We start from the raw sequence: 25477 nt of genomic DNA, 5'->3' as shown, positions 1-25477 counted from the left end.
TGGTAGGCGCGATTGGACTCGAACCAACGACCCCCACCATGTCAAGGTGGTGCTCTAACCAGCTGAGCTACGCGCCTGCTAAGAGCGGCGAATTATAGAGAAGCTGCCGCTGATGTCAAACTCTTTTTTAATTTTTCAGCCTAGTGAAGACGAAGAGGAGGATGACCGCGCCAACGACAGCACCAATGAAACCCGCCGTTTCCCCCGCATGGTAGATGCCCAGGAACTGGCCGCCATAGGTCGCCACCATGGCGCCAGCAATTCCCAGCAGCGTAGTCATGAGCAGGCCCAGGCGATCACGCCCCGGGTGCAACAACCTGGCGACCAAACCCACGATCAGGCCGATCAGAATCGTACCGATGACAGACATTCTCTACCCCTCCTGTTTCGGCCAGGCCGCCAGAAAAGCTCTCCAGTGAGGAGCCTCCTGCCGCTCCAGCACATCCCTGACCACCGCAAGTTCCTGCACCCAGGCCCCCTGGTCAAGCACACCTCTCATGCGCTGGAAACCAAGATAGACGAGATAGGTGTTTACCACGTCAGTCTCGCAGTAATCCCGGATTTCAGCTGCACGGCCTTCCTGCCAGGCCTGCCAAACCGCGGAGCCATCCATGCCCAGCTTTCCAGGAAAACCCATTAGCTTAGCCAGTTCGTCCAGCGGCGCATTCGCCCGCGGCTGGTAGAGCGCCAGCAAGTCCATCAGATCGAGATGACGAGAATGGTAACGACCAATGTAGTTGTTCCACTTGAAGTCACGCGAATCGTTGTAGTCGCCTTCTCCCTGGTCCCAATAGCGGGGAGCGGATACGCCGTGCATCAACCCCCGATAATGCAGCACCGGCAGATCGAACCCCCCTCCGTTCCAGGACACGATCTGAGGCGTGAAGCGCTCAACACCATCGAAGAAACGCTGAATGATCTCACCCTCGTTGCAGTCGGGCTCCGCGAGCGAGAACACGCGGAACTGGCTAGCATCCCGAAAAGCGCAGGAGATGGTGACGATGCGCTGCAGGTGATGCTGCAGGAAATCCGTTCCATTCGATGCCCTGCGCTGCTGGAAGGCGAACTCCGCAACCTCATAGTCGGTGAGCTCCGCCGGCAGATCGTTCAGCGCACGGATGCCGGCGACGTCCGGAATCGTTTCGATGTCGAAGACAAGTACCGGCATTACTTCCGCACCCAGTTGCCGCCCTGCTGAATCCACCATCCCGGGCGTGCGCGCTCAGCCCAACGCCCGGCAAAGGTCATGCGAACGTCAGCCTCCCACTCGGGATGGCCATTGGCCCGGGCAATCTCGCGGTAAAGTGCGCCACGATCGGCATTCTCGGCAGCGACCAGCGCAGCGGCCTGCGCCCGTTGCGCCAGCGGAACCGCGCTCGCATCCCGCACCGTCACCCCGCCCTCCGCCGTCAAGCCAACCGCGCCACTCTCGTATAGAGGCGCCAGCTGGGTGTGCCGCTCCTGCATGGAACGCTTCAAGGTGCTTATCGCTGGCGAAGAGATATCCAGATTGCCTTGCGCAAACACCAGCGAAGACCATAGCAGCAAGGCCGCGGACAACCATTTCAAAGACTTCATCTCTCCCCTCCTCGATTCGCCGCAGCGTCCTCTTTCTTCTCCGGGGGAGAAGCCTGCCAGACTTCGTCTATGATCTTGTCGGCGGCCTTCTCGGCTGCTGCCGCGGGAAAATAGATATTGATGGTCACGCAGGCGGCAACGCCCAATATCACGGCAATCGCCAAGCCCGTGCGCACAGGAAGGGGCATGAAGGACTCCTCGCGTCTTGATTGGCGGCCACGTGCCGCCTGGGCCTGAGCCCGGGTTCAATCGGTGACCACAGTTGCTTCGTCTGCAATCACCCGCTGCAACCGGCCGACGAGTTCGTCCCAGTCAACGCGCGGATTGTAGCCGATGACATCCAGGGCAGGCAGACCGCCGCCCTGCACGATCAAGAAGCCACCATCCCCTCTAGAAGACAGGCCACTCATGGTGCACACCCCCTCCTTCAGCACGCAGCCCAGCGCCAGATCGCGGTAACCGAAGTCGCGGAAGAGCCCGAGCAAACCACGCTGGATTGCCGCTACCGCACCGCCGCCGCCAAGCGCAGCAAGATCCTCCACCGCGCGCTGGCTGATCCGGCGGGGATAGCTGCCTCGACTGCTGTAGAGCCGCGCATCGAAGGCCACTGGACGCCAGCGGCTCAGCTCCAGGCCGGCAACATCGGCGTCGACGAAGCCAGCGATGCTGCCGAAACTGAAGGTCTCCGTAAGTTGGGACAGATCGATGTGCCTCAACTCCACATCGGCCTTCAAGCGCGACGTCGCTCCAAGAGGCTCCAGGACCTGCAACCCGGTCGCCTGCAGATAGCCATCGAAGACCGAAACCACCAGCGCCCCATCCAGCGTAATCTCGCCCGGACGAAAGCTCAGCCCCGGCATCGAGGCCGCGAGCACCCCGTTCATCGGCGGCAAGCCCAGCGCCTCAGTAAGCAGGCGGACGGACAAGGGCTCTATCACCGCCGACCCCGTCCCCAGCCACTGCCCGGCCTGCCGCCGGACGAGCACATCGTCGAACACCACGGCGCCGTCCAGCAGCGGGATGACGGTACGCCCCAATCGCAGTACCCCGTCCTTCACTTCGACCGGCATGGAGAAATGCCCCAGGGACAAGCGCTCCCAGCGCCCTTCCTCTACGGACAGTTCCCCAGCGGCCTCGCCAACCATGCGCCAGGGCAAGTAACCATTCACCGGCCCGAAGGCAAACCCCTCTCCGCCGACGCCAGCATCCATGCCAAAGCTCGCATTCTCCGCAACGAAGTCCGCAGCCAGCAACTCGCCGCCCGCCCACTCCAGCCCGGCGGCCAGGCGCCCACCAAATATCACCGCCTCCCGGTTCGCCGGCGCTATTAGCGGGGCGATCCAGGTGGGCCCCAGCACTGCGAGTTCCCCGCCGGCAAGGGAAAAGGAAAAGCGCTCCAGGCGCTGGTCGGCCAGGGAATAGATAGCTGACGCCGCCAGCTGCGCCACACCGGGCATCTGGAGTACCGCCTCGGTAAGCTCCAGGCGACCAGCACCCAACAGGCCACGGGCACTCATCTGCCACGGCAGGGCCTGGATGAAAAAAGGCTCCAGATAGGCCTGGCCCGCCGTCCAGGAGATATCCGCAGTCCATCCCCACCCCTGCCGCTCCGGCCTTGCCGATAAAGAAAAAGCCAGCTCCAGGTTCTCCCCCGCTTGCAGTCCGGTCTGGTTGGAGAAGCCCACGTCGCGCAACACCCCTTCGGCCTTCAGGCTGCCGTCGCGGTACCTCCCTTCTGCACTCACGTCACCCACGGGAGACCAGGCCGCGAGCCCCGGCCACCACCTACCTGCTTGGGAAAGAGAAACGCCGCTAAGGGAGAAGCGCAACTCACCGCCGGGCGACATGGCAGCCTTGAACTTCCCACCATCTTCGAAGTCGATTTCGACTTTGCCCGACTGCAGCTCCAGATCGAGGGAGAAGGAGAAAACCAGCGCAGCCTCGCCTTCAGCGAAGCTCAATTCGCCGCCGGAACATGCTAGCCGAGCCCCCTGCAGCGAGGCGGCGGGGCACTGCAGACGCACATCGCGCCACTGCTGCCCAGCGATCTCGAGATGCTTGGCGCGAGCAGCGAGCCGTCCGTTGCGGACGTCGTAGGCAAGCTCCAGCCCGGCCATGCGCAGGCCAGGGCGCGAAAACGCGTCCAAGGACAAGCGGAAGGAATCGGCTGCGGGCAGCATCGCCCAGCCGGACGGCCAGACGAGCAGAAGCGCCAAGGCGAGCGCGGCCCGCCAGGGCCACGCACCGCAACCTCGGTCAGGCCGGGAAGACACCCGTGGACAAGTAACGGTCGCCGCGGTCGCAGACGATGGAAACGATGACGGCATTCTCCAGATCGGCCGCCAGCCGGAGCGCCACATGCATGGCGCCGCCGGAGGAAATCCCGGCGAAGATGCCTTCCTCGCGGGCGAGCCGGCGCGTCATTTCCTCCGCATCGGCCTGGCTGACGTACTCCAGGCTGTCCACCCGGGGCTTTTCGTAGATCCTGGGCAGATAGGCTTCGGGCCACTTGCGGATGCCCGGGATCTGCGAGCCCTCCTCAGGCTGGCAGCCGATGACCTGGATCGCCGGGTTCTTCTCCTTGAGATAGCGGGAAGTGCCCATGATTGTGCCGGTGGTTCCCATCGAGCTGATGAAGTGGGTCAGCGTACCGCCGGTCTGCGTCCACAACTCCGGCCCGGTGCCTTCGTAGTGGGCCAGCGGGTTATCCGCATTGGCAAACTGGTCGAGGATAATGCCCTTGCCTTCGCCGCGCATGCGCTCGGCCACGTCACGCGCCATTTCCATGCCGCCTTCCTTGGGCGTAAGCACCAGCTCGGCACCGAACGCGCGCATGGTCTGGCGACGTTCTATGCTTTGGTTCTCCGGCATCACCAGGATCATCTTGTAGCCACGGATGGCCGCCGCCATGGCGAGCGCGATGCCGGTGTTTCCGCTGGTTGCCTCGATCAGGGTGTCGCCTGGCCGGATATCGCCGCGCGCCTCGGCACGAACGATCATCGACAATGCCGGGCGATCCTTGACCGACCCCGCAGGGTTGTTGCCTTCCAGCTTGGCGAGGATCACGTTGTTCCGGCCCGCGGTAATCCGCTTCAAGCGCACCAGCGGCGTATCGCCGACGTAATCCTCGAGAGTCTTGAATTCCATTTTATTGCGGCTTCCGGTTGGGGGTCTCATGTTAATACCGCATGGAGCGGCGGCAAAACCGCCCCAGCCGGAATGAACTCACGCAAGCATCACGCCATCATCGGCACGCCACTACGGCTGCCAGGACAACTGGCCGCGGCGCGGGAATCCGACAAGCGGGCCCGGCTTGTCGCACACCCGCCGCGCTCCATCCCAGCTCAGCGCCGGCCGATGCCGTAATACTCCAGTCCGCTCTCGCGCATCACCGCCGGGTCGTACATGTTGCGGCCATCGAACAGTACCGGCTGACGCAACACACTGCGGATGCGCTCGAAGTCCGGACTGCGGAATTCCTTCCACTCGGTGACGATGACCAGCGCGTCCGCCTCCTCCAGCGCCTTCATCGGCCGATCCACATAGCTCAGACGAGCCTCGTCGCCAAAAATGCGGCGCGTCTCGTCCATCGCCACCGGATCATAGGCAACCACTGTTGCACCGCGCTTGAACAGCTCGGCGATGATGACCCGGCTGGGGGCCTCGCGCATGTCATCGGTGTTCGGCTTGAAGGCCAGGCCCCACAGGGCGAAGCGGCGGCCGGAGAGGTTCTCGCCGAAGCGGGCGACGATCTTGTCGATCAGCACGTGCTTCTGCGCTTCGTTAGCGTCTTCCACCGCGCCCAGCACCTTCAACTCGTGACCGTATTCGTCCGCGGTCTTGATCAGTGCCTTCACATCCTTGGGGAAGCAGGAGCCGCCGTAGCCGCAGCCGGCGTAGAGGAAATGCCAGCCGATGCGGAGATCCGAGCCTATACCTTGGCGCACCAACTCGATGTCCGCGCCCAGCGTCTCGGCCAGGTTGGCCAGTTCGTTCATGAAGCTGATGCGGGTGGCCAGCATGGCATTCGCCGCGTACTTGGTCAGCTCCGCCGAACGCACGTCCATGAACACCAGTTTGTCGTGATTCCGCTGGAAAGGCGCGTACAGCTGGCGCATGGACTCGATCGCCCGCTCGTCCTCGGCGCCAACGACGATGCGGTCCGGCCGCATGAAGTCGTCCACCGCCGCCCCTTCTTTCAGGAACTCCGGGTTGGAGACCACCGAGAAGGGCAGCTCGACACCACGCTTGGAAAGCTCATCAGCGATCGCCGCCTTCACCTTGTCGCCTGTGCCCACCGGCACGGTGGACTTGTCGACGACGACCCGGTAGCCATCCATGTGGCGGCCGATGTTGCGCGCGGCCGCCAGCACGTACTGCAGGTCGGCCGAGCCATCCTCGTCCGGCGGCGTGCCCACCGCGATGAACTGCACCGTGCCGTGCGCCACCGCACGCTGGATATCGGTCGTGAAGCTCAAGCGGCCGGCCGCCACATTACGGCGCACGATCTCCAGCAGCCCCGGCTCGTGAATGGGGATTCCCCCTTCTTCAAGAACGCGGATCTTGGCCGCGTCCACATCCAGGCACAGCACATCGTTGCCCACATCGGCAAGGCAAGCACCGCTCACCAATCCAACGTAACCGGTTCCCACCACAGTGATCTTCATGAGCACTCCCGAGGTTCAGAGATAAATCGGACAGGCACGGCCGAAAGGCGGCCAATCAGGGCGTGAGATCGAATTCCTCGGTGCGCCGGGGCGGATAGGTTTCCCACCCCCCGCAAGCCGGGCAACGCCAATGGAACTGCCGCGCCTTGAAGCCGCAGGCGTCGCAGCGATAGCGCGCGACCTTGCGGGTATGACCGTGAATGAGCTGCTTGACCAGCTCGATGTCGCTACGCTGTTCGGCTGGTGCCGCCAGCAGGGCGGCTTCCAGCAGCTTGTCCAGCCCAAGCAGGGTGGGGTTACGTTTCAGCTCTTCCCGCACCAGATCGTAGGCAGCCTTCGGCCCCTGCTTCTCCAGCTCCCAATGGAAGAGCTCGTCCAGCAGGTCCAGTGAGGCGTGACGCTCCAGCCAGGATTTGAGCAATTGATGCCCTTGCTCGACCCGCTCCAGGCGTCCATAGGCATCCATGATGCGTTCCGCTGCCAGCGCGAGGTATACCGGGTCCTGGCTCTCGATCTTCTTCCAGGTCTCCAGCGCCTCCTCATCCCGCCCTTCCGCCGCCAGCACATCGCCCAGCAGCAGACTGGCACGCACGCAACGGCGATTGATGAAGAGAGCCTCCTCCACCTGACGCCGAACTTCGTCATAACGGGAATCCGCGAGAGCGGAGGCAGCCAGTTCGCAATGGAAGTTGGCCACCTCCCTGCGCCACATCAGGCCTTCGTGGTCCGGCAGGGCGCCGGCAACCTCTATGGCCTTGGCCCAATCCTTCTCCTGCTGGTAAATCTCAAGCAGGTAACGCAGCGCCATGTCCTTCTCGCGGGTGTCGCGAAGCTTAAGGAAAACTGCTTCGGCGCGGTCCAGCAGGCCCGCCTTGAGGAAATCCTGGCCCAACTCGGAGAGAGCCTGCAGGCGCTGATCCTCGTTCAGGTCCTCCCTATCCACCAGGATCTGGTGCATGCGGATCGCCCGATCGGTTTCACCGCGGCGGCGGAACAGGCTGCCCAGCGCGAAGTGCAGCTCAATGGTTTGCGGGTCGATGCGCACCGCTTCTATGAAGGCATCGATGGCCTTGTCCTGCTGTTCGTTCAGCAGGAAATTGAGCCCCGCAAAATAGGAACGCGGCAAGGCCCGCGACTCCTTGACGACCTGCTTGATATCAATACGCGCAGCCAGCCAACCAAGGGCAAAGAACAGCGGCAGCGCAAGCAGCCACCAGAATTCGATTTCCATTTATCTCAGAGCGTCTCGGGCGCCTGGGCCTCGGCCACAGGAACATTCGGCTCGGGGCGGCTGCGCTCGGCCCGATCCAACTGCCGCTTCAGGCGGGAAATCTCCCGACGCTGGCGCAGCAAGGAAGCAAAGGTGGCCGTAACGCCCAGCAGCGCGCCGGCAGAAAAGCTCACCAGGATGACAAAGACAACTGGCAATTGCCATTCGCCGCCAAAGAAGAAGCGCAGACTGGCGAGCTGATCATTCTTGATCGCGAAACCGAACAAGAGGAAAAACAACAGCAATCGAAGGATCCACATTACGAGGCGCATGGGTCGGCATTATCCCCGAGCAGATGACAAAAAAGAAGGCGGCCGCAGCCGCCTTCCCTGACACTTCTCACAACCGATTGCCGCGCGGTCACTCGCTGCCATCCACCCGCTCGCGCAACTCCTTGCCGGCCTTGAAATGGGGCACATGCTTCTCCGGCACATGCACCTTCTCCCCCGACTTGGGATTGCGACCGACGCGAGGCGGACGATAGTTCAGCGCAAAACTCCCGAACCCGCGGATCTCGATGCGATCACCGCGCGCGAGCGCATCGGTCATCGCATCGAGAATCATCTTGACCGCGTAATCGGCATCCTTTGCGACCAGCTGGGGAAAACGCGCCGCCAGCTGGGCGATCAGCTCCGATTTGGTCATGATCCGGTCGAGTTACTGCTTTTGTTCGTTCAGCTTGGCCTTGAGCAGGGCACCCAGGTTGGTGGTGCCGCTGGCAGCGGAGCTTTCCGACGCAAGCTTGTTCATCGCTTCGGACTGCTCGACCTGGTCCTTGGCACGGATGGAGAGGTTGATCGAACGGGTCTTGCGATCCACGTTGATGATCAGGGCCTCGACCTCGTCGCCTTCCTTCAGCACAGTGGTGAGGTCATCCACGCGATGGGCAGCCGCTTCGGAAGCACGCAGGTAGCCTTCGACTTCGTCGCCCAGAGAGATCACCGCACCACGGGCTTCCACTGACTTCACGGTGCCGCGGACCAGGCTGTTCTTCTCGTGGGTTGCGATGAAGTTGGTGTACGGGTCGCCTTCCAGCTGCTTGATGCCCAGCGAAATGCGCTCGCGCTCGACGTCGATCGCCAGCACCACGGCTTCGACTTCGTCGCCCTTCTTGAACTTGCGCACGGCCTCTTCGCCGGTTTCGCTCCAGGACAGATCGGACAGGTGCACCAGACCATCGATGCCGCCTTCCAGGCCGATGAACACGCCGAAGTCGGTGATGGACTTGATCTGGCCGCGGACCTTGTCGCCCTTCTTGTGGTTGATGGCGAAATCGTCCCACGGGTTGGACATGCACTGCTTCATGCCCAGGGAAATGCGGCGACGGTCTTCGTCGATCTCGAGAATCATCACTTCGACTTCGTCGCCCAGCTGGACGACCTTGGTCGGATGGATGTTCTTGTTGGTCCAGTCCATTTCGGACACGTGAACCAGACCTTCGATACCTTGCTCGACTTCAACGAAAGCACCGTAGTCGGTGATGTTGGTGACCTTGCCGAACAGGCGGGTTCCCTGCGGGTAGCGGCGGGAGATGCCGACCCACGGATCTTCGCCCAGTTGCTTCAGACCCAAGGAAACACGGTTCTTTTCCTGGTCGAACTTGAGCACCTTGGCTTCGATTTCGTCGCCGACGTTGAGCACTTCCGACGGGTGACGCACACGGCGCCAGGCCAGGTCGGTGATGTGCAGCAGGCCGTCGATACCGCCCAGATCAACGAACGCACCGTAGTCGGTGATGTTCTTGACGATACCCTTGACGACGGTACCTTCCTTAAGGTTTTCAAGCAGCTTCTGGCGCTCTTCGCCCATGGACTCTTCGAGCACAGCGCGGCGGGAGACGACCACGTTGTTGCGCTTGCGGTCGAGCTTGATGACCTTGAACTCGTATTCCTTGCCCTCGTACGGGGAGGTGTCCTTGACCGGACGCATGTCCACCAGCGAACCCGGCAGGAAGGCGCGGATGCTGTTGGTCATGACGGTCAGACCACCTTTGACGCGACCGGTGATCACGCCCTTCACCAGGGTGCCCTCGTTCAGCGCCTTCTCGAGATCATTCCAGGCAGCAATGCGCTTGGCCTTGTCGCGGGACAGGCGGGTCTCGCCATAGCCGTCTTCCAGCGCCTCGATGGCGACGTGGATGAAATCGCCCGGATTGACTTCGAGTTCGCCGCGGTCGTTGCGGAACTCGTCGATGGGCACATAGCTTTCGGACTTCAGGCCGGCATTGACGACCACGAAATTCTGGTCAATGCGCACGACTTCGGCGGTGATGACTTCACCGGCACGCATTTCCTGCAGTGCAAGGCTTTCTTCGAAGAGGGCGGCAAAACTTTCCTGGGAGGAAACAGGAGTGGCAGTGGACATAAGGAAAAGAACCCAAAACTACCCTTGCGGGCAGCGATGTATGTGAATTGAACACCGATGCGGCCGGCTCGCAGCCGGCTGGGCACCACGTTTTCAGCCGGCAGCTTCGGCCGCAGGATTCCTGACGAAATCAACGACGAAAGCCACAGCCTCCTCAACGCCTTTGGAGGTCGTATCGAGGAGAACCGCGTCCGGCAACTTCAACAGGGGCGCTACCGAGCGGGCCGCATCGCGCGCATCCCTGTCCCGGAGGTCCTGTAAAAGACTTTCCATAGTAGCAGGCAAGCCCTTTTCCATCAACTGCTTATAGCGCCGTTCAGCGCGGGACTCCACCGATGCCGTCAGGAAGACCTTGTGAGCCGCGTCAGGGAATACCACCGAGCCCATGTCTCGCCCTTCGGCCACCAGGCCGGGGGCTCGCCGGTAGTGGCGCTGACGGTCCAGCAAGGCGGCACGCACCGCGCCCAGCACAGCCACCTTGGACGCGCCTGCGGAACACGCTTCGGTGCGGATATCGTCCGTAACGTCGTCGGCGTCGAACCACACCCTCCCCCCCTCGAAACGCGCCGGTAGCGTCGCGGCCAACGCAGCCAGGCGAGGCTCATCGTCCAGCGCCACTCCGGCGCGCATCGCGGCGAGCGCGACGAGGCGGTACAGCGAGCCGCTGTCCAGGTAGTTGTAGGCGAGCGCTTCTGCAACGCGCGCAGCGACCGTGCCCTTGCCGGAGGCGGACGGGCCGTCGATCGCCACCACCGGCACCGGCGTGGTGACCTCAGCATAGGCATCGAAGTAGCCCGGGAAGGTCTTGTTCACACAGCGCGGATCGTTGATGCGGATGTCGCAGTCGCCCAATGCTGCCAGCGAGAAGCACATCGCCATGCGGTGATCGTCGTAGGTGTCTATCGCCGCAGGCTGCAGCACCGCCGGCGCGACGATGCGCAGGCTGTCCGGCCGCTCGTCTACTTCCGCTCCCAGCTTGCGTAGCTCAGTGGCCATCGCCGCGATGCGGTCGGTTTCCTTGACCCGCCAGCTGGCGATGTTGCGCAGGGTGCAGGGACCGTCGGCGAAAAGTGCGGCGACCGCCAGCGTCATCGCTGCGTCCGGGATGTGATTCAGGTCGAGATCGAAGGCGCGCAGGCGGCCATTCGCCGGTGCGCTGGCTTCTATCCAGTTCTCGCCCATGTTTACGGTCGCGCCCAGTTCAGCCAGCGCTTCGGCGAAACGAACATCGCCCTGGATGCTGTTACGCCCCACGCCCTCAACCCGTACCGGCCCGCCACCGATGGCGCCTGCCGCAAGGAAATAGGAGGCAGACGAAGCGTCGCCTTCCACGTAGATGCTGCCAGGACTGGTATAGACGGCTTTGCCCGGCACGATGAAGCGCTGCCATTCCTCCCGTTCGACGGTGACACCGAAACGCTGCATCAGCGCCAGGGTAATCGCGATGTAGGGCTTGGAAATCAATTCGCCCACCACTTCGACCACCGTCTCCTCGCCGGTCAGTGGCAGCGCCATCAGCAGGGCGGTCAGGAACTGGCTGGATACGTCGCCACGGACCTGCACCACACGGCCCGCGCGTATCTCCGCCGGCTTCACGCGCAAGGGAGGAAAACCCTCCTGTCCTTCGTAGTGGATCTCGGCGCCGAGTTGCCGCAACCCATCGACCAGGTCGCCGATGGGCCGTTCGTGCATCCGGGGCACGCCGGAGAGCCGATAGTCGCCCCCTGCGAGCGCGAGCACCGCGGTCAGCGGACGGAAAGCGGTGCCGGCATTGCCGAGGAACAGGTCCGCCTGCTTGACCGGCAGCGTGCCGCCGGTGCCACTCACCCGGTAGCGGCCATCCTCCTCGCATCGCCAGGTCACCCCTAGTTGCTGCAGGGCGTCCAGCATCCGGTCCACGTCGTCCGAAGCGAGCAAGTCGCGGATTTCGGTCTCGCCCCGCGCCAGCGCCGCCAGCAGCAGAACGCGGTTGGAAATGCTCTTGGACCCCGGCAGGCGCACGCAGCCGCGCGCCCCCAGCAGCGGGGGAAGATCGAGAAACTCCATGTCATTTACTCCGCGGTAATCGGCGGCGGCGCGTTGCGCTCGGCCCAGGCGTTGCGTGCACGCCGGGCCTCTTCGAACAGTTTTTCCAGGCGGTCGGCCTCGCCACCCAGCAACAGCGCGCGCAGGTAGGCCAGTTCAGCCAGGTATTGATCCAGTTCGGCCAGCAGCGCCTGCCGGTTCGCCATGCAGATGTCGCGCCACATTTCGGGATGGCTGCCGGCGATACGGGTGAAATCGCGGAACCCGCTGGCAGCGTGGGAAAACAGCAACTCGGCGTTGGCGCGGCCGGCGAGGTCATGGACCAGGCCAAAGGCGAGCAGGTGTGGCAGGTGGCTGACGGCGGCGAATACCCGGTCATGCTCTTGCGGCGCCATGTCCACCACGGTCGCGCCGCAAGCCTGCCACATGGCCCGGACCCGCTCGACCGCGGTCGGGTCGTTCTCCGACAGCGGCGTCAGCACCACCCGACGCCCGACGTAGAGTTCGGCGAAGGCCGCGTCCACTCCGCTCTTTTCGGCCCCGGCAATGGGATGCGCCGGCACAACGTGGGCGAGATGCGCGTCCAGGCGGCGATACACCGCCTCGATCACGTCCCGCTTGGTGCTGCCCGCATCGGTAATCAGCGTATCCGAGCCAAGATGCGGCGCCATCGCCTCCATGATGGCGTCGGTCTGCCCCACCGGCGCCGCCAGCAGGACCATATCGGCGTTCTGCAGCGCGCCAGCCCAGTCCTGCGCGATCTCGTCGATCACGCCCAGCGCGAGCGCATGCTCAAGCGCGGCCGGACTGCGGCCGACGCCCACCACTCGCTCCACCGCGCCAGCACGCTTGAGCGCCAACGCAACCGAGCCGCCGATCAGGCCGACCCCACAGACAACCAGTTTGCCGAGCAAAGCCATGTACGTCAGCCTGCCCTGGTTTCGGCGAGCGCCGCCCGCAGCGCATCGATGAAGCGCAGGTTTTCCTCCGGCAGACCTATGGTCACCCGCAGCCACTCGGGCATGCCGTAGCCAGCGATGGGGCGCACGATCACCCCCTGGCGCAGCAAGGCCGCATCCACCGCAGCAGCCTTGCCGGCGCGGAAGGTGAGGAAGTTACCAGCGGAGGGAATCCACTCCAGGCCCAATTCGTCCAGTGCCGCGCTGATCTGCGCCATGCCGCGGCGATTGAGATCGGCACTGCGGGCAATGAACTCCTGGTCGCCCAAGGCCGCCTCGGCCGCCACCAGCGCCAAGCTGGAGACATTGAAGGGTTGGCGCACCCGGTTCATCAGGTCGGCGACGTCCGGGTGGGCGAAGGCATAGCCAACGCGCAGTCCGGCCAAGCCGTAGGCCTTGGAAAAAGTTCGGGAAATCAGCAGGTTGGGGAAACGGGCCAGCCAGGCGATCGCGTCGTAGCACTGCGCTGGCGCCAGATATTCGGTGTAGGCTTCGTCCAGCACGACCAGCACGTCCGCCGGCACTCTCTGCAGAAAGGCTTCCAGCGTCTCGCCCGGCAGGAAGGTACCGGTGGGGTTGTTGGGATTGGCGACGAAGACGACGCGGGTGTCGCAATCGATGGCTTCCGCCATCGCGTCCAGGTCATGCCCGTAGGCCACGGCCGGCACTTCCACACAACGCGCACCGGCGGCGTTAGTCGCCAACGGATAAACGGCGAAGGCGTGCTGGGAAAACACTGCCGCATCGCCCGGCCGCAGGAAGCTGGAGGCAACCAGTTCGAGGATGTCGTTCGAGCCGTTGCCGAGCACGATCTGCTCCGGCCTCACACCATGCCGGGCGGACAAGGCCGCCTTCAGCGCGAAACCATTGCCATCGGGGTAGCGCGCCACCTCGGCCAGCGCATCGACGATGGCCTGCCGGGCGGCCGGGCTCATGCCCAGCGGATTCTCATTGGAAGCAAGCTTGACGATGCCGGACTCCGGCATGCCCATTTCCCGCGCAAGCTCGGAGGTCGGTTTGCCCGGCTGATAGGGCCGGATGGCGCGGATGTATTCCGGGGCGCGGCTGGCGACGCTCATGCGCAACTCCTGTCCTCGGGGTTCAGATCGCGGCGACGGGGTAGGAGCCCAACACCTTCACGAAGGCCGCGCGCTCGTCCAGTTCATTCAGGGCGGCGGCCACCGCCGGCTCCTCACGGTGTCCCTTCACATCAGCGTAGAACACGTATTCCCACAAGCCACCGCCGGCGGGCCGGGACTCCAGCTTGGTCATGTCCACCCCGTGCCGGGCCAGCGGCTCCAGCAACGTGTGCATGGCACCGGGACGATTACGCGCGGAGAAGACAAAGGAGGTCTTGTCGTCGCCGGAGGGGCCGGCATCATGAGTTGCAATCACCAGGAAACGGGTGGTGTTGTCTGGCGCGTCCTCGATGTTAGCCGCCAGCTTGTTCAAGCCATACAACTCGCCCGCCGCCTCGCCGGCAACGGCGCAGGATTCGGGGTCCTCCGAAGCCAGGCGGGCCGCCTCTGCATTGCTCGCCACCGGCACCCTCAGCACGCCACCGAGGTTACGGTTTAGCCATTCGTGGCACTGAGCCAGCGACTGGGAATGGGAATACAGGCGCTTGACCGCCCCCAGCTCAACCGCGCGCGACAGCAGATGCTGGTGGATACGCAGCTTGAGTTCGCCGCAGATCTTCAACGGATTCGCCAGCAGCAGATCCAGGGTGACGTTCACCGCGCCCTCGGTGGAGTTCTCCACTGGCACCACCGCATAGTCGGCGTGGCCGGCCTCGACCGCACGGAACACGTCCTCGATCGACGCCAGCGGCAGGAAGTCCGGCGCGCTGCCGAAATGCTTGCGGCTGGCGCTCTCGGAGAAGGTTCCGGCAGGGCCGAGGTAAGCCACCCGCAGCGGCTTCTCGAGCCCCAGGCAGGCGGACATGATCTCACGGAAGATCTTCTGCACCGCCTTGTCCGGCAACGGGCCGGGGTTGGCGTCGCCCAGGCGGCGCAGCACCTGCGCCTCCCGCTCTGGGCGATAGAGATTGCCTTGCTTGACTTCGCCGATGCGCTGCGCGCACTGCGCCCGCTCCGCCAGGCGCGCCAGTATCTCGCCGTCCAGTTGATCGATGCGCTTGCGCAGATTCAGCAGTTCGTCGCTCATGCCGCCCTCCCCTCGCCTTCAGCCCTTGCGCGCGGCGAAGTCGCGCATGAAATCCACCAGCGCCTGCACGCCTTCCAGCGGCATGGCGTTGTAGATGGAGGCGCGCATGCCACCGACCGATTTGTGGCCCTTCAGCTGGGCCAGCCCGGCTTCCTTGCTTGCGGCGAGGAAAGCGTCGTTGAGCGATTCGTCGCGCAGGAAGAAGGTCACGTTCATGCGCGAGCGGCAGCTGGCATCCACCCGGGTTTGGTAGAACTCGCAGCTGTCCAGGAAGCCGTACAGCAGCTTCGCCTTGGCGATGTTGCGCTGCTCGATGCCGGCGACGCCGCCCTGGCGCTTCAGCCACTGGAACACCAGGCCGGCGATGTAGATGGCGTAGGTCGGCGGCGTGTTGTACATCGAGCCGGCTTCGGCCACCGTCTTGTAGTCGAAGGCGCTGGGACAATGCGCTGCGGCGTGACCCAGCAGGTCATCACGCACGACGACGATGGTGAGACCGGCCGGGCCGATGTTCTTTTGCGCGCCGCCGAACAGCAGCCCGTATTTAGAGACGTCCACCGGCCGCGACAGGATGTGGGAGGAAACATCCGCCACCACGGGCACCTCCGCACGGCCGATGCGGGCGAGATCCACCTCGAAGGGGTATTCCAGCCCGCCTATGGTCTCGTTGGTGCAGGTGAAGAGATAGGCCGGATCGGCCGACAGCTGCCAGCTTTCCAACGGCGGCACGGTGGTGTAGCCGCTGGCCTCGGAGGTGGCGGCCACGTGCACGTCACCGTAACGCAAGGCCTCCTTGCGCGACTTCACCGACCAGGAGCCGGTCAGCACATAGTCCGCCCTGCCCTTGCTGCCCATCAGGTTGAGCGGAATGATGGCGTTCTCGCCGATCGCCCCGCCCTGCATGAACAGCACCTTGTAGTTGTCCGGCACCGCCATCAGTTCGCGCAGGTCGGCCTCGGCAGCCTCGGCGATGGAGACGAACTCCTTGCCGCGGTGGCTCATCTCCATGACGCCCATGCCGGCGCCATGCCAGTCCAACATTTCCTCCGCGGCCTGGCGCAGCACTTCTTCCGGCAGCGCGGCCGGTCCGGCGCTGAAATTCCACACGCGGCTCATGCTTCGCTCCCTTCGTCGCCAGCCTCGGGCGCCGCGCCCTCCTGGCCTTCGCCTTCTTCGCCGCCGAGTTCGCCGTCTTCCAGTTCATCGGCCTCGGACTCCGCGACCTTCTCGATGCCGGCAAGGTAAGTGCCTTCGTCCAGATTGATCAGCGTCACGCCTTGGGTAGCGCGGCCGAGTTCGCGGATGTCCTGCACCTTGGTGCGGATCAACACCGCACCAGTGGAGATCAGCATGACTTCGTCGGTCGGGTCCACCAGCACCGCGCCGACCAGACGGCCATTACGGTCGGAGGTCTGGATGGCGATCATGCCCTTGGTGCCACGGCCGTGGCGGGTGTACTCGGCCACCGGCGTGCGCTTGCCGTAACCGTTTTCGGTGGCGGTGAGTACTGACTGGGTTTCGCCCTTGGCGACCAGCATGGCGATGACCTTCTGGCCATCCTCCAGCGTCATGCCGCGCACGCCACGCGCACCACGGCCCATCGGCCGCACGTCGCTCTCGGCAAAGCGCACCGCCTTGCCGGCGTCGGAGAACAGCATCACATCGCACTGGCCATCGGTGATGGCGACGCCGATCAGGTGGTCGCCATCGTCCAGGTCCACCGCGATGATGCCCGCCTTGCGCGGGTTGGCGAAGGCGGTCAGCGCGGTCTTCTTCACCGTGCCTTCGGAGGTGGCCATGAAGACGAAGTGCTCCTCGTCGAAGGCTTGCACCGGCAGCACTGCGGTGATTTTCTCCCCTTCCACCAGCGGGAACAGATTGACGATGGGCTTGCCGCGGGAGTTGCGGGCGCCTTCCGGCACCTCGTACACCTTCAGCCAGTAGGCCCGGCCACGGCTGGAGAAACACAGCACGGTGTCGTGGGTGTTGGCGACGAAGAGGTGGTCGATGAAGTCTTCATCCTTCATCGAGGTGGCCTGCTTGCCGCGACCACCGCGACGCTGGGCGCGGTAGTCGGCCAAGGGCTGGCGCTTGAAGTAGCCGGTGTGGGACAGCGTCACCACCATGTCTTCCGGCGTGATGAGGTCTTCGATATTGATCTCGGAGGTGCTCATCACCAACTCTGAACGGCGCGGATCGCCGAACTGGGTGCGGATCGCCTCCAGTTCCTCGACGATGATCGCGGTGATGCGCTCCGGCCGCGCCAGGATGTCCAGCAGGTCGGTGATGATGTCCATCACCTCGCGGTACTCGGCGACGATCTTGTCCTGCTCCAGGCCGGTCAGGCGCTGCAGGCGCAGTTCCAGGATGGCCTGGGCCTGCACGTCGGACAGGCGGTAGCCCTGGTCGGAAAGGCCGAACAGCGGATCCAGCCCTTCCGGCCGGTAGCTGTCGGCCAGGCCGCGAGCCAGCATCTCTTCCACCAACGGCGAGCGCCAGGTGCGCTCCATCAGGCCGCGCTTGGCGTCGGCCGGCGTAGGCGCCGCCTTGATCAGGGCGATGATCTCGTCCACGTTGGACAGCGCCACTGCCAGGCCTTCCAGGATGTGGCCGCGGTCGCGCGCCTTGCGCAGTTCGAAGATGGTGCGGCGGGTGACGACCTCGCGACGGTGCTCCAAGAAGCACACCAGCATCTGCTTGAGGTTCAGCAGGCGCGGCTTGCCATCCACCAGCGCCACCATGTTCATGCCGAAGGTGTCCTGCAGCTGGGTGTGCTTGAACAGGTTGTTCAGCACCACTTCCGGCATCTCGTTGCGCTTGAGCTCGATCACCACCCGCATGCCGGACTTGTCCGACTCGTCGCGGATCTCGCTGATGCCCTCCACCTTCTTCTCGTTCACCAACTCGGCGATGCGCTCCAGCAGGGTGCGCTTGTTCACCTGGTAGGGCAGCTCGTCGACGATGATCGCCTGGCGGTCGCTGTTCTTGCCGATGTCCTCGAAATGGGTGCGGGCGCGCATCACCACCCGGCCGCGGCCGGTGCGATACCCTTCGTGCACCCCGTGCAGGCCGTAGATCAAGCCGGCGGTGGGGAAGTCCGGCGCCTTGACGATCTGGATCAGCGCCTCGATGTCGGTTTCCGGCTCGGCCAGCAACTTCAGGCAGGCATCCACCACCTCGCCCAGGTTGTGCGGCGGAATGTTGGTCGCCATACCCACCGCGATGCCGGACGAACCGTTGATCAGCAGATTGGGGATGCGGGCCGGCAGGATCAGCGGCTCTTTCTCGGAACCGTCGTAGTTGGGGCCGAAATCGACGGTTTCCTTATCGATGTCCGCCAGCAGCTCATGGCCGATGCGGGCCATGCGGATTTCGGTGTAACGCATCGCCGCGGCGTTGTCGCCGTCGACCGAACCGAAGTTGCCCTGGCCATCGACCAGCATGTAGCGCAGGGAGAAATCCTGCGCCATGCGGACTATGGTGTCGTAGACAGCGGAGTCGCCGTGCGGGTGGTATTTACCGATGACGTCGCCGACGATACGGGCCGATTTCTTGTAAGCCCGGTTCCAGTCGTTCGACAGTTCGTGCATCGCGTAAAGAACGCGTCGATGTACCGGCTTGAGGCCATCCCGGGCATCCGGAAGCGCCCGCCCCACGATCACGCTCATCGCGTAATCCAGGTAGGAGTGGCGCATCTCCTCCTCGAGGCTGATCGGCAGCGTTTCCTTGGCGAACTGTGTCATGCTCGAAGGCGGTAGAACCCGCGTGAACCAAAAGCGTGCGATCTTAACACGCGGCGCCACCTGCCGGCCGGCCGCCCTGCCAGAGCCGCCCCGCTCGACCGCTCAAAGGGCTCCCCTGTGCATCAGTAGCGCCACCGCATCCTCACGCCAGAACTGCAGCGCGCGGTAGTAGCCCTCCCACACGCACCCATTGCATCCACGGCCGCAACAGGTCGTCGGCACCGGCGGGGGCGACCGCAGGAACTGGACCTGCCCCGCGAGTGCGGCCTGCACGGCCGCCACCAGCGCCTCGGCTTCGGCCAGATTGCGCATGGGCCGGGCCAGCAGATCGGCTGGCAGCCCCAAGACACCGGAAGCCGGCGCGCCGGCGGATGAAAATGACATCGCAGTTAGACGGGCAGTGCTGCCGCAAGAATGGGGAACGCAAATCTAGCACGGCGAAAAAAGTTCCCATCTGGCTCTTGAAAACACTTTTCGCGCCCCCACGTACCCGCCCGTGGAAGACGTAAATTAGGGAGCAGACATGCAGGATCCGAATCAGACCCCCAAGGCGACAGCGGAACTCGAGCAACAGGCGGCGCCCGTCGAGGCTCCTGCCAGCGAGGAAACGAATCAGGCGGAAATCATGCCCAGCCTGGAAGAAAGTCTGCGCCAGGCGGAGCTGAAGGCAGCAGAGCATTACGACGCCTGGCTGCGCGCCAAGGCCGAGGGCGAGAACATCCGCCGCCGGGCCCAGGAAGACATCGCCAAGGCCTCCAAATTCGCCGCCGAGAAGTTCGCTGGCGCCATGGTGCCGGTGAAGGACAGCCTGGAAGCCGCGCTGGCGGTGGAGAACCAGACCGTCGAGAAGATGCGCGAAGGGGTCGAACTCACCCTCAAGCAGCTGGTTTCCGCCTTCGAAGGCGCCGGCCTGAGCGAAGAAAACCCGCTCGGCCAGAAGTTCGACCCGAACAAGCACCAGGCCATCAGCGCGATCGAGGCCGAGGGCGAGCCCAACACCGTCATCAACGTGCTGCAGAAAGGTTATCTGCTGCATGAGCGCGTGATCCGCCCGGCCCTGGTCGTCGTTTCCAAGGCAAAGGGCTGAACGACGGCGGCTTGAAAGCGCCCGTCGGCACCCCATATTCGAATCAAGTCGGACGGCGCAGGCCGGTCCTCAACGAATCCGGAAATCTGAAAGGAAAACAATCATGGGCAAGATCATCGGCATCGACCTCGGCACCACCAACAGCTGCGTTTCCGTGATGGAAGGCGGCAAGCCCAAGGTCATCGAGAACTCTGAAGGCGCGCGCACCACGCCGTCCGTCGTCGCCTACGCGGAAGACGGCGAGATCCTGACCGGCGCGCCGGCCAAGCGGCAGGCGGTCACCAACGCCAAGAACACCCTGTTCGCGGTCAAGCGCCTGATCGGTCGCCGCTTCGAAGAGAAGGAAGTGCAGAAGGACATCGACCTGATGCCCTACACCATCACCAAGGCCGACAACGGTGACGCCTGGGTGGAAGTGCGTGGCAAGAAGATCGCCCCGCCGCAGGTTTCCGCCGAAGTGCTGCGCAAGATGAAGAAAACCGCCGAGGACTACCTCGGCGAGGAAGTGACCGAGGCGGTCATCACCGTGCCGGCCTACTTCAACGACAGCCAGCGCCAGGCCACCAAGGACGCCGGCCGCATCGCCGGCCTGGAAGTCAAGCGCATCATCAACGAGCCGACCGCGGCCGCGCTCGCCTTCGGCATGGACAAGAAGCCGGGCGATTCCAAGATCGCGGTGTATGACCTCGGCGGCGGCACCTTCGACATCTCCATCATCGAGATCGCCGACCTCGACGGCGAGCACCAGTTCGAAGTGCTGGCCACCAACGGCGACACCTTCCTCGGCGGCGAGGATTTCGACCAGCGCATCATCGACTACATCGTCACCGAGTTCCAGAAGGAACAGGGCGTGGACCTAAAGAAGGACGTGCTCGCGCTGCAGCGCCTGAAGGAAGCCGCCGAAAAGGCCAAGATCGAGCTGTCCTCCAGCGCCCAGACCGAAATCAACCTGCCCTACATCACCGCTGACGCCACCGGCCCGAAGCACCTGGCGCTGAAGATCACCCGCGCCAAGTTCGAATCCCTGGTGGAAGACCTGATCGAGCGCTCCATCGAACCCTGCCGCGTCGCGCTGAAGGACGCCGGCGTGAAGGTCTCGGACATCGACGACGTCATCCTGGTCGGCGGCCAGACCCGCATGCCCAAGGTGATGGAGAAGGTGAAGGAGTTCTTCGGCAAGGATCCGCGCCGTGACGTGAACCCGGACGAAGCCGTGGCCGTGGGCGCCTCCATCCAGGGTGGCGTGCTGCAGGGCGAGGTGAAGGACGTGCTGCTGCTGGACGTCACCCCGCTGTCGCTGGGCATCGAAACCCTGGGCGGCGTCATGACCAAGCTGATCCAGAAGAACACCACCGTACCGACCAAGGCCAGCCAGGTGTTCTCCACCGCCGACGACAACCAGAGCGCGGTCACCATCCATGTGCTGCAGGGCGAGCGCGAGATGGCCTCCGGCAACAAGAGCCTGGGCCAGTTCAACCTGGAGGGCATCCCGCCGGCACCGCGCGGCACGCCCCAGATCGAAGTCATCTTCGACATCGACGCCAACGGCATCCTGCACGTGTCGGCCAAGGACAAAGCCACCGGCAAGGAGAACAAGATCACGATCAAGGCCAACTCCGGCTTGTCCGAGGACGAGATCCAACGCATGGTGCAGGACGCCGCCGCGCACGCCGAGGAAGACAAGAAGGCCCACGAGTTGGTGGACACCCGCAACCAGTGCGACGCCCTGGTGCACTCGGTGAAGAAGGCGCTGGCCGAACACGGCGACAAGGTCGCGGCCGACGAGAAGGCCAAGATCGAGACCGCCCTGGCCGAGGCCGAAGAAGCGCTGAAGAGCAACGACAAAGACACCATCGAAGCCAAGAGCCAGGCACTCGCCATGGCCAGCCAGAAGCTGGGCGAGCAGATGTATGCCCAGGCTCAGGCGGAAGGCGGCGCCCAGCCGGGCGCGGCGGCCGGCGGCTCCAGCAGCAGCAAGGCTGACGACGCCGACGTGGTGGACGCGGAGTTCACCGAGGTGAAGGACAAGAAGTAAGGCCCCGCCGGGCAGTACCCCTGGCCGAGCTTGCGCCGGAGCCTCTCCGGTGCTCGCTCGGCCTTTGCATGACGTAGCCTGAGCGAGAAACCATGTCGAAAAGGGATTACTACGAAGTCCTCGGCGTCAATCGCGATGCCGGCGACGACGAGATCAAGAAGGCCTACCGCAAGCTGGCCATGAAGTTCCACCCGGACCGCAATCCGGACAACAAGGAAGCCGAGGAAAAATTCAAGGAGGCCAAGGAAGCCTACGAGATGCTTTCCGACCCCCAGAAGAAGGCTGCCTACGACCGCTACGGCCATGCCGGCGTCGATCCCTCCATGGGCGGCGGCCAGCAGGGCTTCGACGGTTTCGCCGACGCCTTTTCCGACATCTTCGGCGACATCTTCGGCGGTGGAGGCGGCGGCGGACGGGGCCGTTCCAATGTCTATCGCGGCGCCGACCTGCGCTACAACCTCGAGATCACCCTAGAGGAAGCCGCTCGCGGCGCGGAGAAGACCATCCGCATCCCCACCGTCGAGGAATGCGAGACCTGCCACGGCAGCGGCGCCAAGCCCGGCACCCAGGCCAAGAGCTGCCCCACCTGCGGCGGCGCCGGCCAGGTCCGCATCCAGCAGGGCTTTTTCTCCATCCAGCAGACCTGCCCGAAATGCCACGGCAGCGGCCGCATCATTCCCGACCCCTGCCGCGACTGTAACGGCGCCGGCCGGGTGAAGAAGCAGAAGACGCTGGAAGTGAAGATCCCCGCGGGCATCGACGAAGGCATGCGCCTGCGTCACGCCGGTCACGGCGAACCCGGCGTGAATGGCGGCCCTCCGGGCGACCTCTACGTCGAGATCCACATTCGCCAGCATGCGGTGTTCCAGCGCGACCGCGACGATCTGCACTGCGAGATGCCGATCAGCTTCACCACCGCGGCCCTGGGCGGCGAGATCGAGATTCCGACACTGGACGGCATGGCCCGCCTGAAGATTCCCGCCGAAACCCAGAGCGGCAAGGTCTTCCGCCTTCGCGGCAAGGGCATCCGCAATGTGCGCAGTCAGGCACCTGGCGACCTGATGTGCCACGTGGTGGTGGAAACCCCGGTGAACCTCACCGACCGCCAGAAGGAACTGCTGCGGGAGTTCGAGGATGTTTCCAGTGGCGACGCCGAACGCCACAACCCCAAGGCCAAGTCCTGGATGGACAAGGTGCGGGATTTTTTCGCCACCTAAGTGGCTTGCGGCCGCGAGGTCAACAAAAAGGGGAGGCAAGCTGCCTCCCCTTTTTTTGCATCCGCGCTCCGCCCTGCGCAGATACCTGCCGCTATCCGCCTCAGCAGCGCCGGCTCAGTACAACCGCCTCACTCAGGCGCGCCGCCAGGTCGTCCCGGCTGCCGAATCCTCGAGTATCACGCCCGTGGCCAGCAGCTCGGCGCGGATACGGTCGGCGGCGGCATAATCCTTCGCCTTCTTCGCTGCTGCCCGCTCGGCGATCGCCTTCTCGATGGCCGCAGCATCCACGCCATCCGCCTCCCCGACCTCCGCCTGCAGGAAAGCGAGCGGCTCGCGCTGCAGCAGCCCCAGCACGCCACCCAGCGCACGCAGTTGCCCCGCCAACGCTGCGGAAGTGCCGCGATTCACCTCGTTGGCGAGATCGAACAGCACCGCGACCGCCTCCGCGGTGTTGAAGTCGTCGTCCATCGCGGCACGGAAGCGCTGGGCATGGGCCTCCTCCCAATCCACCTCCCCGTCGGCCGCCGCCACGTTCTTCAGGGCGGTATAGAGCCGCGTCAGCGCACTGCGGGCGTCTTCCAGATGGGCGTCGGAGTAGTTCAGCGGGCTGCGGTAATGGGCTCGCAGGATGAAGAAGCGGACCACCTCGGCGTCGTACTTCTTCAGCACGTCGCGGATGGTGAAGAAGTTACCGAGCGACTTCGACATCTTCTCGTCGTCCACCCGCACGAAACCGTTGTGCATCCAGTAGTTGACGAAGGCGTGATCATGCGCACCTTCGGACTGGGCGATCTCGTTCTCATGGTGGGGAAACTGCAGATCCTGTCCGCCACCGTGGATGTCGAAATGCTCGCCGAGCAGATCGGAGCTCATCGCCGAGCACTCGATGTGCCAGCCTGGCCGTCCCTCGCCCCAGGGCGAGGCCCATTTGGCATCCGCCGGCTCCTCTGCCTTGGCATGCTTCCACAGTACGAAGTCCAGCGGATCGTGCTTGTCGCCCGCCACATCCACCCGCTCGCCGGCGCGCAGTTCGTCCAGCGATTTGCCGGAGAGCCTGCCGTAGCCGGGGAACTTGCGCACCGCGTAGCAGACGTCCTGGTTCGCCGCCACATAGGCCAGGCCCTTCTGCTGCAGACGCTCGATCAGCGTGGTCATGCTGGCGATGTAGTCGGTGGCCCGGGGCTCGTGATCCGGCCGCAGCACGCCGAGGGCGTCGGCATCTTCATGCATCGCCGCGATGAAACGGTCTGTCAGCGCCCGCAGGCTCTCGCCCTTTTCGCCGGCACGGCGGATGATCTTGTCGTCGATGTCGGTGATGTTGCGCACATAGGTCACCGCATAATTGCTCGCCCGCAGCCAGCGCGCCACCATGTCGAAAGCGACCATCACCCGGGCATGGCCGAGATGGCAGTAGTCATACACCGTCATCCCGCAAACGTACATCCGCACCTTGCCAGGCTCGATGGGTTGGAAAACTTCCTTGCTGCGCGAGAGGGTGTTGTAGATGGAAAGCATGCCGTCGGACCAAACAGATAAGGACAACAAGTCGGATGAAACCCGCGAAAAAAAGCGGGCCCGACCGGACCCGCCCTGCTCCAGCCTCACGCGGGGGAGGCTCTTGATTGTGGGAGTGTGGGGGTATTGATAAAATGCCCCGTTCCGTTCTCCGCATATTCTCTGAATATCAAAGCAGTATAGCACAATGAGAATCCGCCCCTCCCTCGCCTCGGGCGCGTTGAGCGTGGCCTTGCTCGTCGGTATGGCGCCTGTCCAGGCGGCCGACGGCGTCAAGGAGATGCAGTCCCTCATTCGTGCAGGCAAGCCCGCCGAAGCCCTCTCCCGGGCGGACAAACTGATCTCTGCCAGCCCCCGCGATCCGCAACCGCGCTTCCTGAAAGGCGTTGCGCTGGCCGAACTGGGCAAGCGCGGCGAAGCCATCGCCGTCTTCCAGCAGCTGACACAGGACTTTCCCGCCCTGCCCGAGCCCTACAACAACCTCGCCGTGCTCTACGCCCAGCAGAAGGAGTACGACAAGGCCCGGACAACGCTGGAACGAGCGCTGCGCACGCACCCCAGCTACGCCACCGCGCATCAGAATCTGGGAGACCTCTACGCCCAACTCGCCACGCAGGCCTATGGCAAGGCGCTGCAGATAGACAGCGCCAAGAGCGGGGAGCAATCCGCCCGGCTTGCGCTGCTGGCAGAAATGACGCCAGCGGCTTCCGCACCGCCACCGCAACAGCTGGCAGCAGCCCTGCCCGCGCCCGTCCTGCCGGAGAAACCGCCCGAGAAGGCGGTGGAGAAACCGGCGCCGGAGGCAAAGGCCGAACCGAAACCGGCGGCAGCCCCTGTTGCGCCTGTAACTC

General features: G+C 64.2%; 23 protein-coding genes and 1 tRNA gene. 4 read left to right on the top strand and 20 right to left on the bottom strand.

Annotated features, from left to right (window positions below; all coding sequences use genetic code 11):
* The 19 genes from GRF61_RS01505 to GRF61_RS01415 form a co-directional block, all read right to left on the bottom strand.
* Nucleotides 1–77 (bottom strand) — tRNA-Val (locus GRF61_RS01505).
* Nucleotides 78–127: 50 nt separating this feature from the next.
* Nucleotides 128–370 carry a GlsB/YeaQ/YmgE family stress response membrane protein gene (locus GRF61_RS01500; RefSeq protein ID WP_169148974.1) on the bottom strand — a complete coding sequence of 81 codons (243 nt, stop codon included), beginning with the start codon at nt 368–370 and terminating at the stop codon, nt 128–130.
* A gap of 3 nt (nt 371–373) precedes the next feature.
* Nucleotides 374–1168 carry a 3'-5' exonuclease gene (locus tag GRF61_RS01495; RefSeq protein WP_169148973.1) on the bottom strand — a complete coding sequence of 265 codons (795 nt, stop codon included), beginning with the start codon at nt 1166–1168 and terminating at the stop codon, nt 374–376.
* On the bottom strand, nt 1168–1578 hold the full coding sequence (locus GRF61_RS01490; RefSeq protein ID WP_169148972.1) for a DUF1318 domain-containing protein: 411 nt from the start codon (nt 1576–1578) through the stop codon (nt 1168–1170). The genes GRF61_RS01495 and GRF61_RS01490 overlap by 1 nt, the downstream gene beginning before the upstream one ends.
* Nucleotides 1575–1766, bottom strand: a complete 192-nt coding sequence (locus GRF61_RS01485) for a hypothetical protein (protein WP_169148971.1) — start codon at nt 1764–1766, stop codon at nt 1575–1577. Before GRF61_RS01485 ends, GRF61_RS01490 begins: the two co-directional genes overlap by 4 nt.
* Before the next feature lie 57 nt (nt 1767–1823).
* Complete coding sequence (locus GRF61_RS01480; RefSeq protein WP_169148970.1) at nt 1824–3794, bottom strand: hypothetical protein; 1971 nt, start codon at nt 3792–3794, stop codon at nt 1824–1826.
* Nucleotides 3795–3834: 40 nt separating this feature from the next.
* On the bottom strand, nt 3835–4725 hold the full coding sequence (gene cysM / locus GRF61_RS01475) for a cysteine synthase CysM (RefSeq protein WP_169148969.1): 891 nt from the start codon (nt 4723–4725) through the stop codon (nt 3835–3837).
* A 197-nt stretch (nt 4726–4922) separates the two neighbouring features.
* Nucleotides 4923–6245, bottom strand: coding sequence for a UDP-glucose/GDP-mannose dehydrogenase family protein (locus tag GRF61_RS01470; RefSeq protein WP_169148968.1), 1323 nt, complete (start codon nt 6243–6245; stop codon nt 4923–4925).
* Nucleotides 6246–6300: 55 nt separating this feature from the next.
* Nucleotides 6301–7476: a lipopolysaccharide assembly protein LapB gene (gene lapB / locus GRF61_RS01465; protein WP_169148967.1), complete on the bottom strand. Its 1176-nt coding sequence runs from the start codon at nt 7474–7476 to the stop codon at nt 6301–6303.
* 5 nt (nt 7477–7481) lie between these two features.
* Nucleotides 7482–7787 (bottom strand): LapA family protein, encoded by a 306-nt coding sequence (locus GRF61_RS01460; RefSeq protein WP_133592756.1) that lies wholly within the window; start codon nt 7785–7787, stop codon nt 7482–7484.
* Nucleotides 7788–7875: 88 nt separating this feature from the next.
* Nucleotides 7876–8160 (bottom strand): integration host factor subunit beta, encoded by a 285-nt coding sequence (locus GRF61_RS01455; protein ID WP_133592758.1) that lies wholly within the window; start codon nt 8158–8160, stop codon nt 7876–7878.
* 12 nt (nt 8161–8172) lie between these two features.
* Complete coding sequence (rpsA, locus tag GRF61_RS01450) at nt 8173–9879, bottom strand: 30S ribosomal protein S1 (protein WP_133592760.1); 1707 nt, start codon at nt 9877–9879, stop codon at nt 8173–8175.
* A 93-nt stretch (nt 9880–9972) separates the two neighbouring features.
* Entirely contained in the window at nt 9973–11925 is a 1953-nt protein-coding gene (locus GRF61_RS01445) for a bifunctional 3-phosphoshikimate 1-carboxyvinyltransferase/cytidylate kinase (protein WP_169148966.1), read from the bottom strand.
* Nucleotides 11926–11930: 5 nt separating this feature from the next.
* Nucleotides 11931–12824, bottom strand: coding sequence for a prephenate dehydrogenase/arogenate dehydrogenase family protein (locus GRF61_RS01440; protein WP_169148965.1), 894 nt, complete (start codon nt 12822–12824; stop codon nt 11931–11933).
* A 5-nt stretch (nt 12825–12829) separates the two neighbouring features.
* Complete coding sequence (gene hisC / locus GRF61_RS01435) at nt 12830–13942, bottom strand: histidinol-phosphate transaminase (protein ID WP_169148964.1); 1113 nt, start codon at nt 13940–13942, stop codon at nt 12830–12832.
* Between the two features lie 22 nt (nt 13943–13964).
* Entirely contained in the window at nt 13965–15029 is a 1065-nt protein-coding gene (gene pheA, locus GRF61_RS01430; RefSeq protein ID WP_169148963.1) for a prephenate dehydratase, read from the bottom strand.
* A gap of 18 nt (nt 15030–15047) precedes the next feature.
* Entirely contained in the window at nt 15048–16145 is a 1098-nt protein-coding gene (gene serC, locus GRF61_RS01425; RefSeq protein ID WP_169148962.1) for a 3-phosphoserine/phosphohydroxythreonine transaminase, read from the bottom strand.
* Entirely contained in the window at nt 16142–18772 is a 2631-nt protein-coding gene (gyrA, locus tag GRF61_RS01420) for a DNA gyrase subunit A (protein WP_169148961.1), read from the bottom strand. Before gyrA ends, serC begins: the two co-directional genes overlap by 4 nt.
* A gap of 102 nt (nt 18773–18874) precedes the next feature.
* Entirely contained in the window at nt 18875–19084 is a 210-nt protein-coding gene (locus GRF61_RS01415; RefSeq protein ID WP_169148960.1) for an oxidoreductase-like domain-containing protein, read from the bottom strand.
* Nucleotides 19085–19295: 211 nt separating this feature from the next.
* Between GRF61_RS01415 and grpE the strand changes: the two genes are divergently transcribed.
* From grpE to dnaJ, 3 genes are all read left to right on the top strand, one after another.
* Nucleotides 19296–19859, top strand: coding sequence for a nucleotide exchange factor GrpE (gene grpE, locus GRF61_RS01410; protein ID WP_169148959.1), 564 nt, complete (start codon nt 19296–19298; stop codon nt 19857–19859).
* Between the two features lie 103 nt (nt 19860–19962).
* The gene (gene dnaK / locus GRF61_RS01405; protein ID WP_169148958.1) at nt 19963–21894 is read left to right on the top strand and encodes a molecular chaperone DnaK; all 1932 of its coding nucleotides are present in this window, start codon (nt 19963–19965) and stop codon (nt 21892–21894) included.
* Between the two features lie 92 nt (nt 21895–21986).
* Entirely contained in the window at nt 21987–23111 is a 1125-nt protein-coding gene (gene dnaJ, locus GRF61_RS01400) for a molecular chaperone DnaJ (RefSeq protein ID WP_169148957.1), read from the top strand.
* A 132-nt stretch (nt 23112–23243) separates the two neighbouring features.
* Here the strand turns inward: dnaJ and cysS are convergent, their stop codons facing one another.
* On the bottom strand, nt 23244–24626 hold the full coding sequence (gene cysS / locus GRF61_RS01395; RefSeq protein WP_169148956.1) for a cysteine--tRNA ligase: 1383 nt from the start codon (nt 24624–24626) through the stop codon (nt 23244–23246).
* Nucleotides 24627–24852: 226 nt separating this feature from the next.
* Between cysS and GRF61_RS01390 the strand changes: the two genes are divergently transcribed.
* On the top strand, nt 24853–25477 hold a 625-nt coding region (locus GRF61_RS01390), incomplete at its 3' end, for a tetratricopeptide repeat protein (protein ID WP_169148955.1).

The sequence above is a fragment of the Azoarcus sp. TTM-91 genome (assembly GCF_012911025.1).
GTDB lineage: Bacteria > Pseudomonadota > Gammaproteobacteria > Burkholderiales > Rhodocyclaceae > Azoarcus.
This window is presented reverse-complemented; position numbering and strand designations above follow the sequence as displayed.

Coding starts and splice junctions, on each gene's coding strand:
- GRF61_RS01500 (WP_169148974.1), bottom strand. CDS start 370: ATGTCTGTCATCGGTACGATTCTGATCGGCCTGATCGTGGGTTTGGTC.
- GRF61_RS01495 (WP_169148973.1), bottom strand. CDS start 1,168: ATGCCGGTACTTGTCTTCGACATCGAAACGATTCCGGACGTCGCCGGC.
- GRF61_RS01490 (WP_169148972.1), bottom strand. CDS start 1,578: ATGAAGTCTTTGAAATGGTTGTCCGCGGCCTTGCTGCTATGGTCTTCG.
- GRF61_RS01485 (WP_169148971.1), bottom strand. CDS start 1,766: ATGCCCCTTCCTGTGCGCACGGGCTTGGCGATTGCCGTGATATTGGGC.
- cysM (WP_169148969.1), bottom strand. CDS start 4,725: ATGGAATTCAAGACTCTCGAGGATTACGTCGGCGATACGCCGCTGGTG.
- GRF61_RS01470 (WP_169148968.1), bottom strand. CDS start 6,245: ATGAAGATCACTGTGGTGGGAACCGGTTACGTTGGATTGGTGAGCGGT.
- lapB (WP_169148967.1), bottom strand. CDS start 7,476: ATGGAAATCGAATTCTGGTGGCTGCTTGCGCTGCCGCTGTTCTTTGCC.
- GRF61_RS01460 (WP_133592756.1), bottom strand. CDS start 7,787: ATGCGCCTCGTAATGTGGATCCTTCGATTGCTGTTGTTTTTCCTCTTG.
- GRF61_RS01455 (WP_133592758.1), bottom strand. CDS start 8,160: ATGACCAAATCGGAGCTGATCGCCCAGCTGGCGGCGCGTTTTCCCCAG.
- rpsA (WP_133592760.1), bottom strand. CDS start 9,879: ATGTCCACTGCCACTCCTGTTTCCTCCCAGGAAAGTTTTGCCGCCCTC.
- GRF61_RS01445 (WP_169148966.1), bottom strand. CDS start 11,925: ATGGAGTTTCTCGATCTTCCCCCGCTGCTGGGGGCGCGCGGCTGCGTG.
- GRF61_RS01440 (WP_169148965.1), bottom strand. CDS start 12,824: ATGGCTTTGCTCGGCAAACTGGTTGTCTGTGGGGTCGGCCTGATCGGC.
- hisC (WP_169148964.1), bottom strand. CDS start 13,942: ATGAGCGTCGCCAGCCGCGCCCCGGAATACATCCGCGCCATCCGGCCC.
- pheA (WP_169148963.1), bottom strand. CDS start 15,029: ATGAGCGACGAACTGCTGAATCTGCGCAAGCGCATCGATCAACTGGAC.
- serC (WP_169148962.1), bottom strand. CDS start 16,145: ATGAGCCGCGTGTGGAATTTCAGCGCCGGACCGGCCGCGCTGCCGGAA.
- gyrA (WP_169148961.1), bottom strand. CDS start 18,772: ATGACACAGTTCGCCAAGGAAACGCTGCCGATCAGCCTCGAGGAGGAG.
- GRF61_RS01415 (WP_169148960.1), bottom strand. CDS start 19,084: ATGCGCAATCTGGCCGAAGCCGAGGCGCTGGTGGCGGCCGTGCAGGCC.
- grpE (WP_169148959.1), top strand. CDS start 19,296: ATGCAGGATCCGAATCAGACCCCCAAGGCGACAGCGGAACTCGAGCAA.
- dnaK (WP_169148958.1), top strand. CDS start 19,963: ATGGGCAAGATCATCGGCATCGACCTCGGCACCACCAACAGCTGCGTT.
- dnaJ (WP_169148957.1), top strand. CDS start 21,987: ATGTCGAAAAGGGATTACTACGAAGTCCTCGGCGTCAATCGCGATGCC.
- cysS (WP_169148956.1), bottom strand. CDS start 24,626: ATGCTTTCCATCTACAACACCCTCTCGCGCAGCAAGGAAGTTTTCCAA.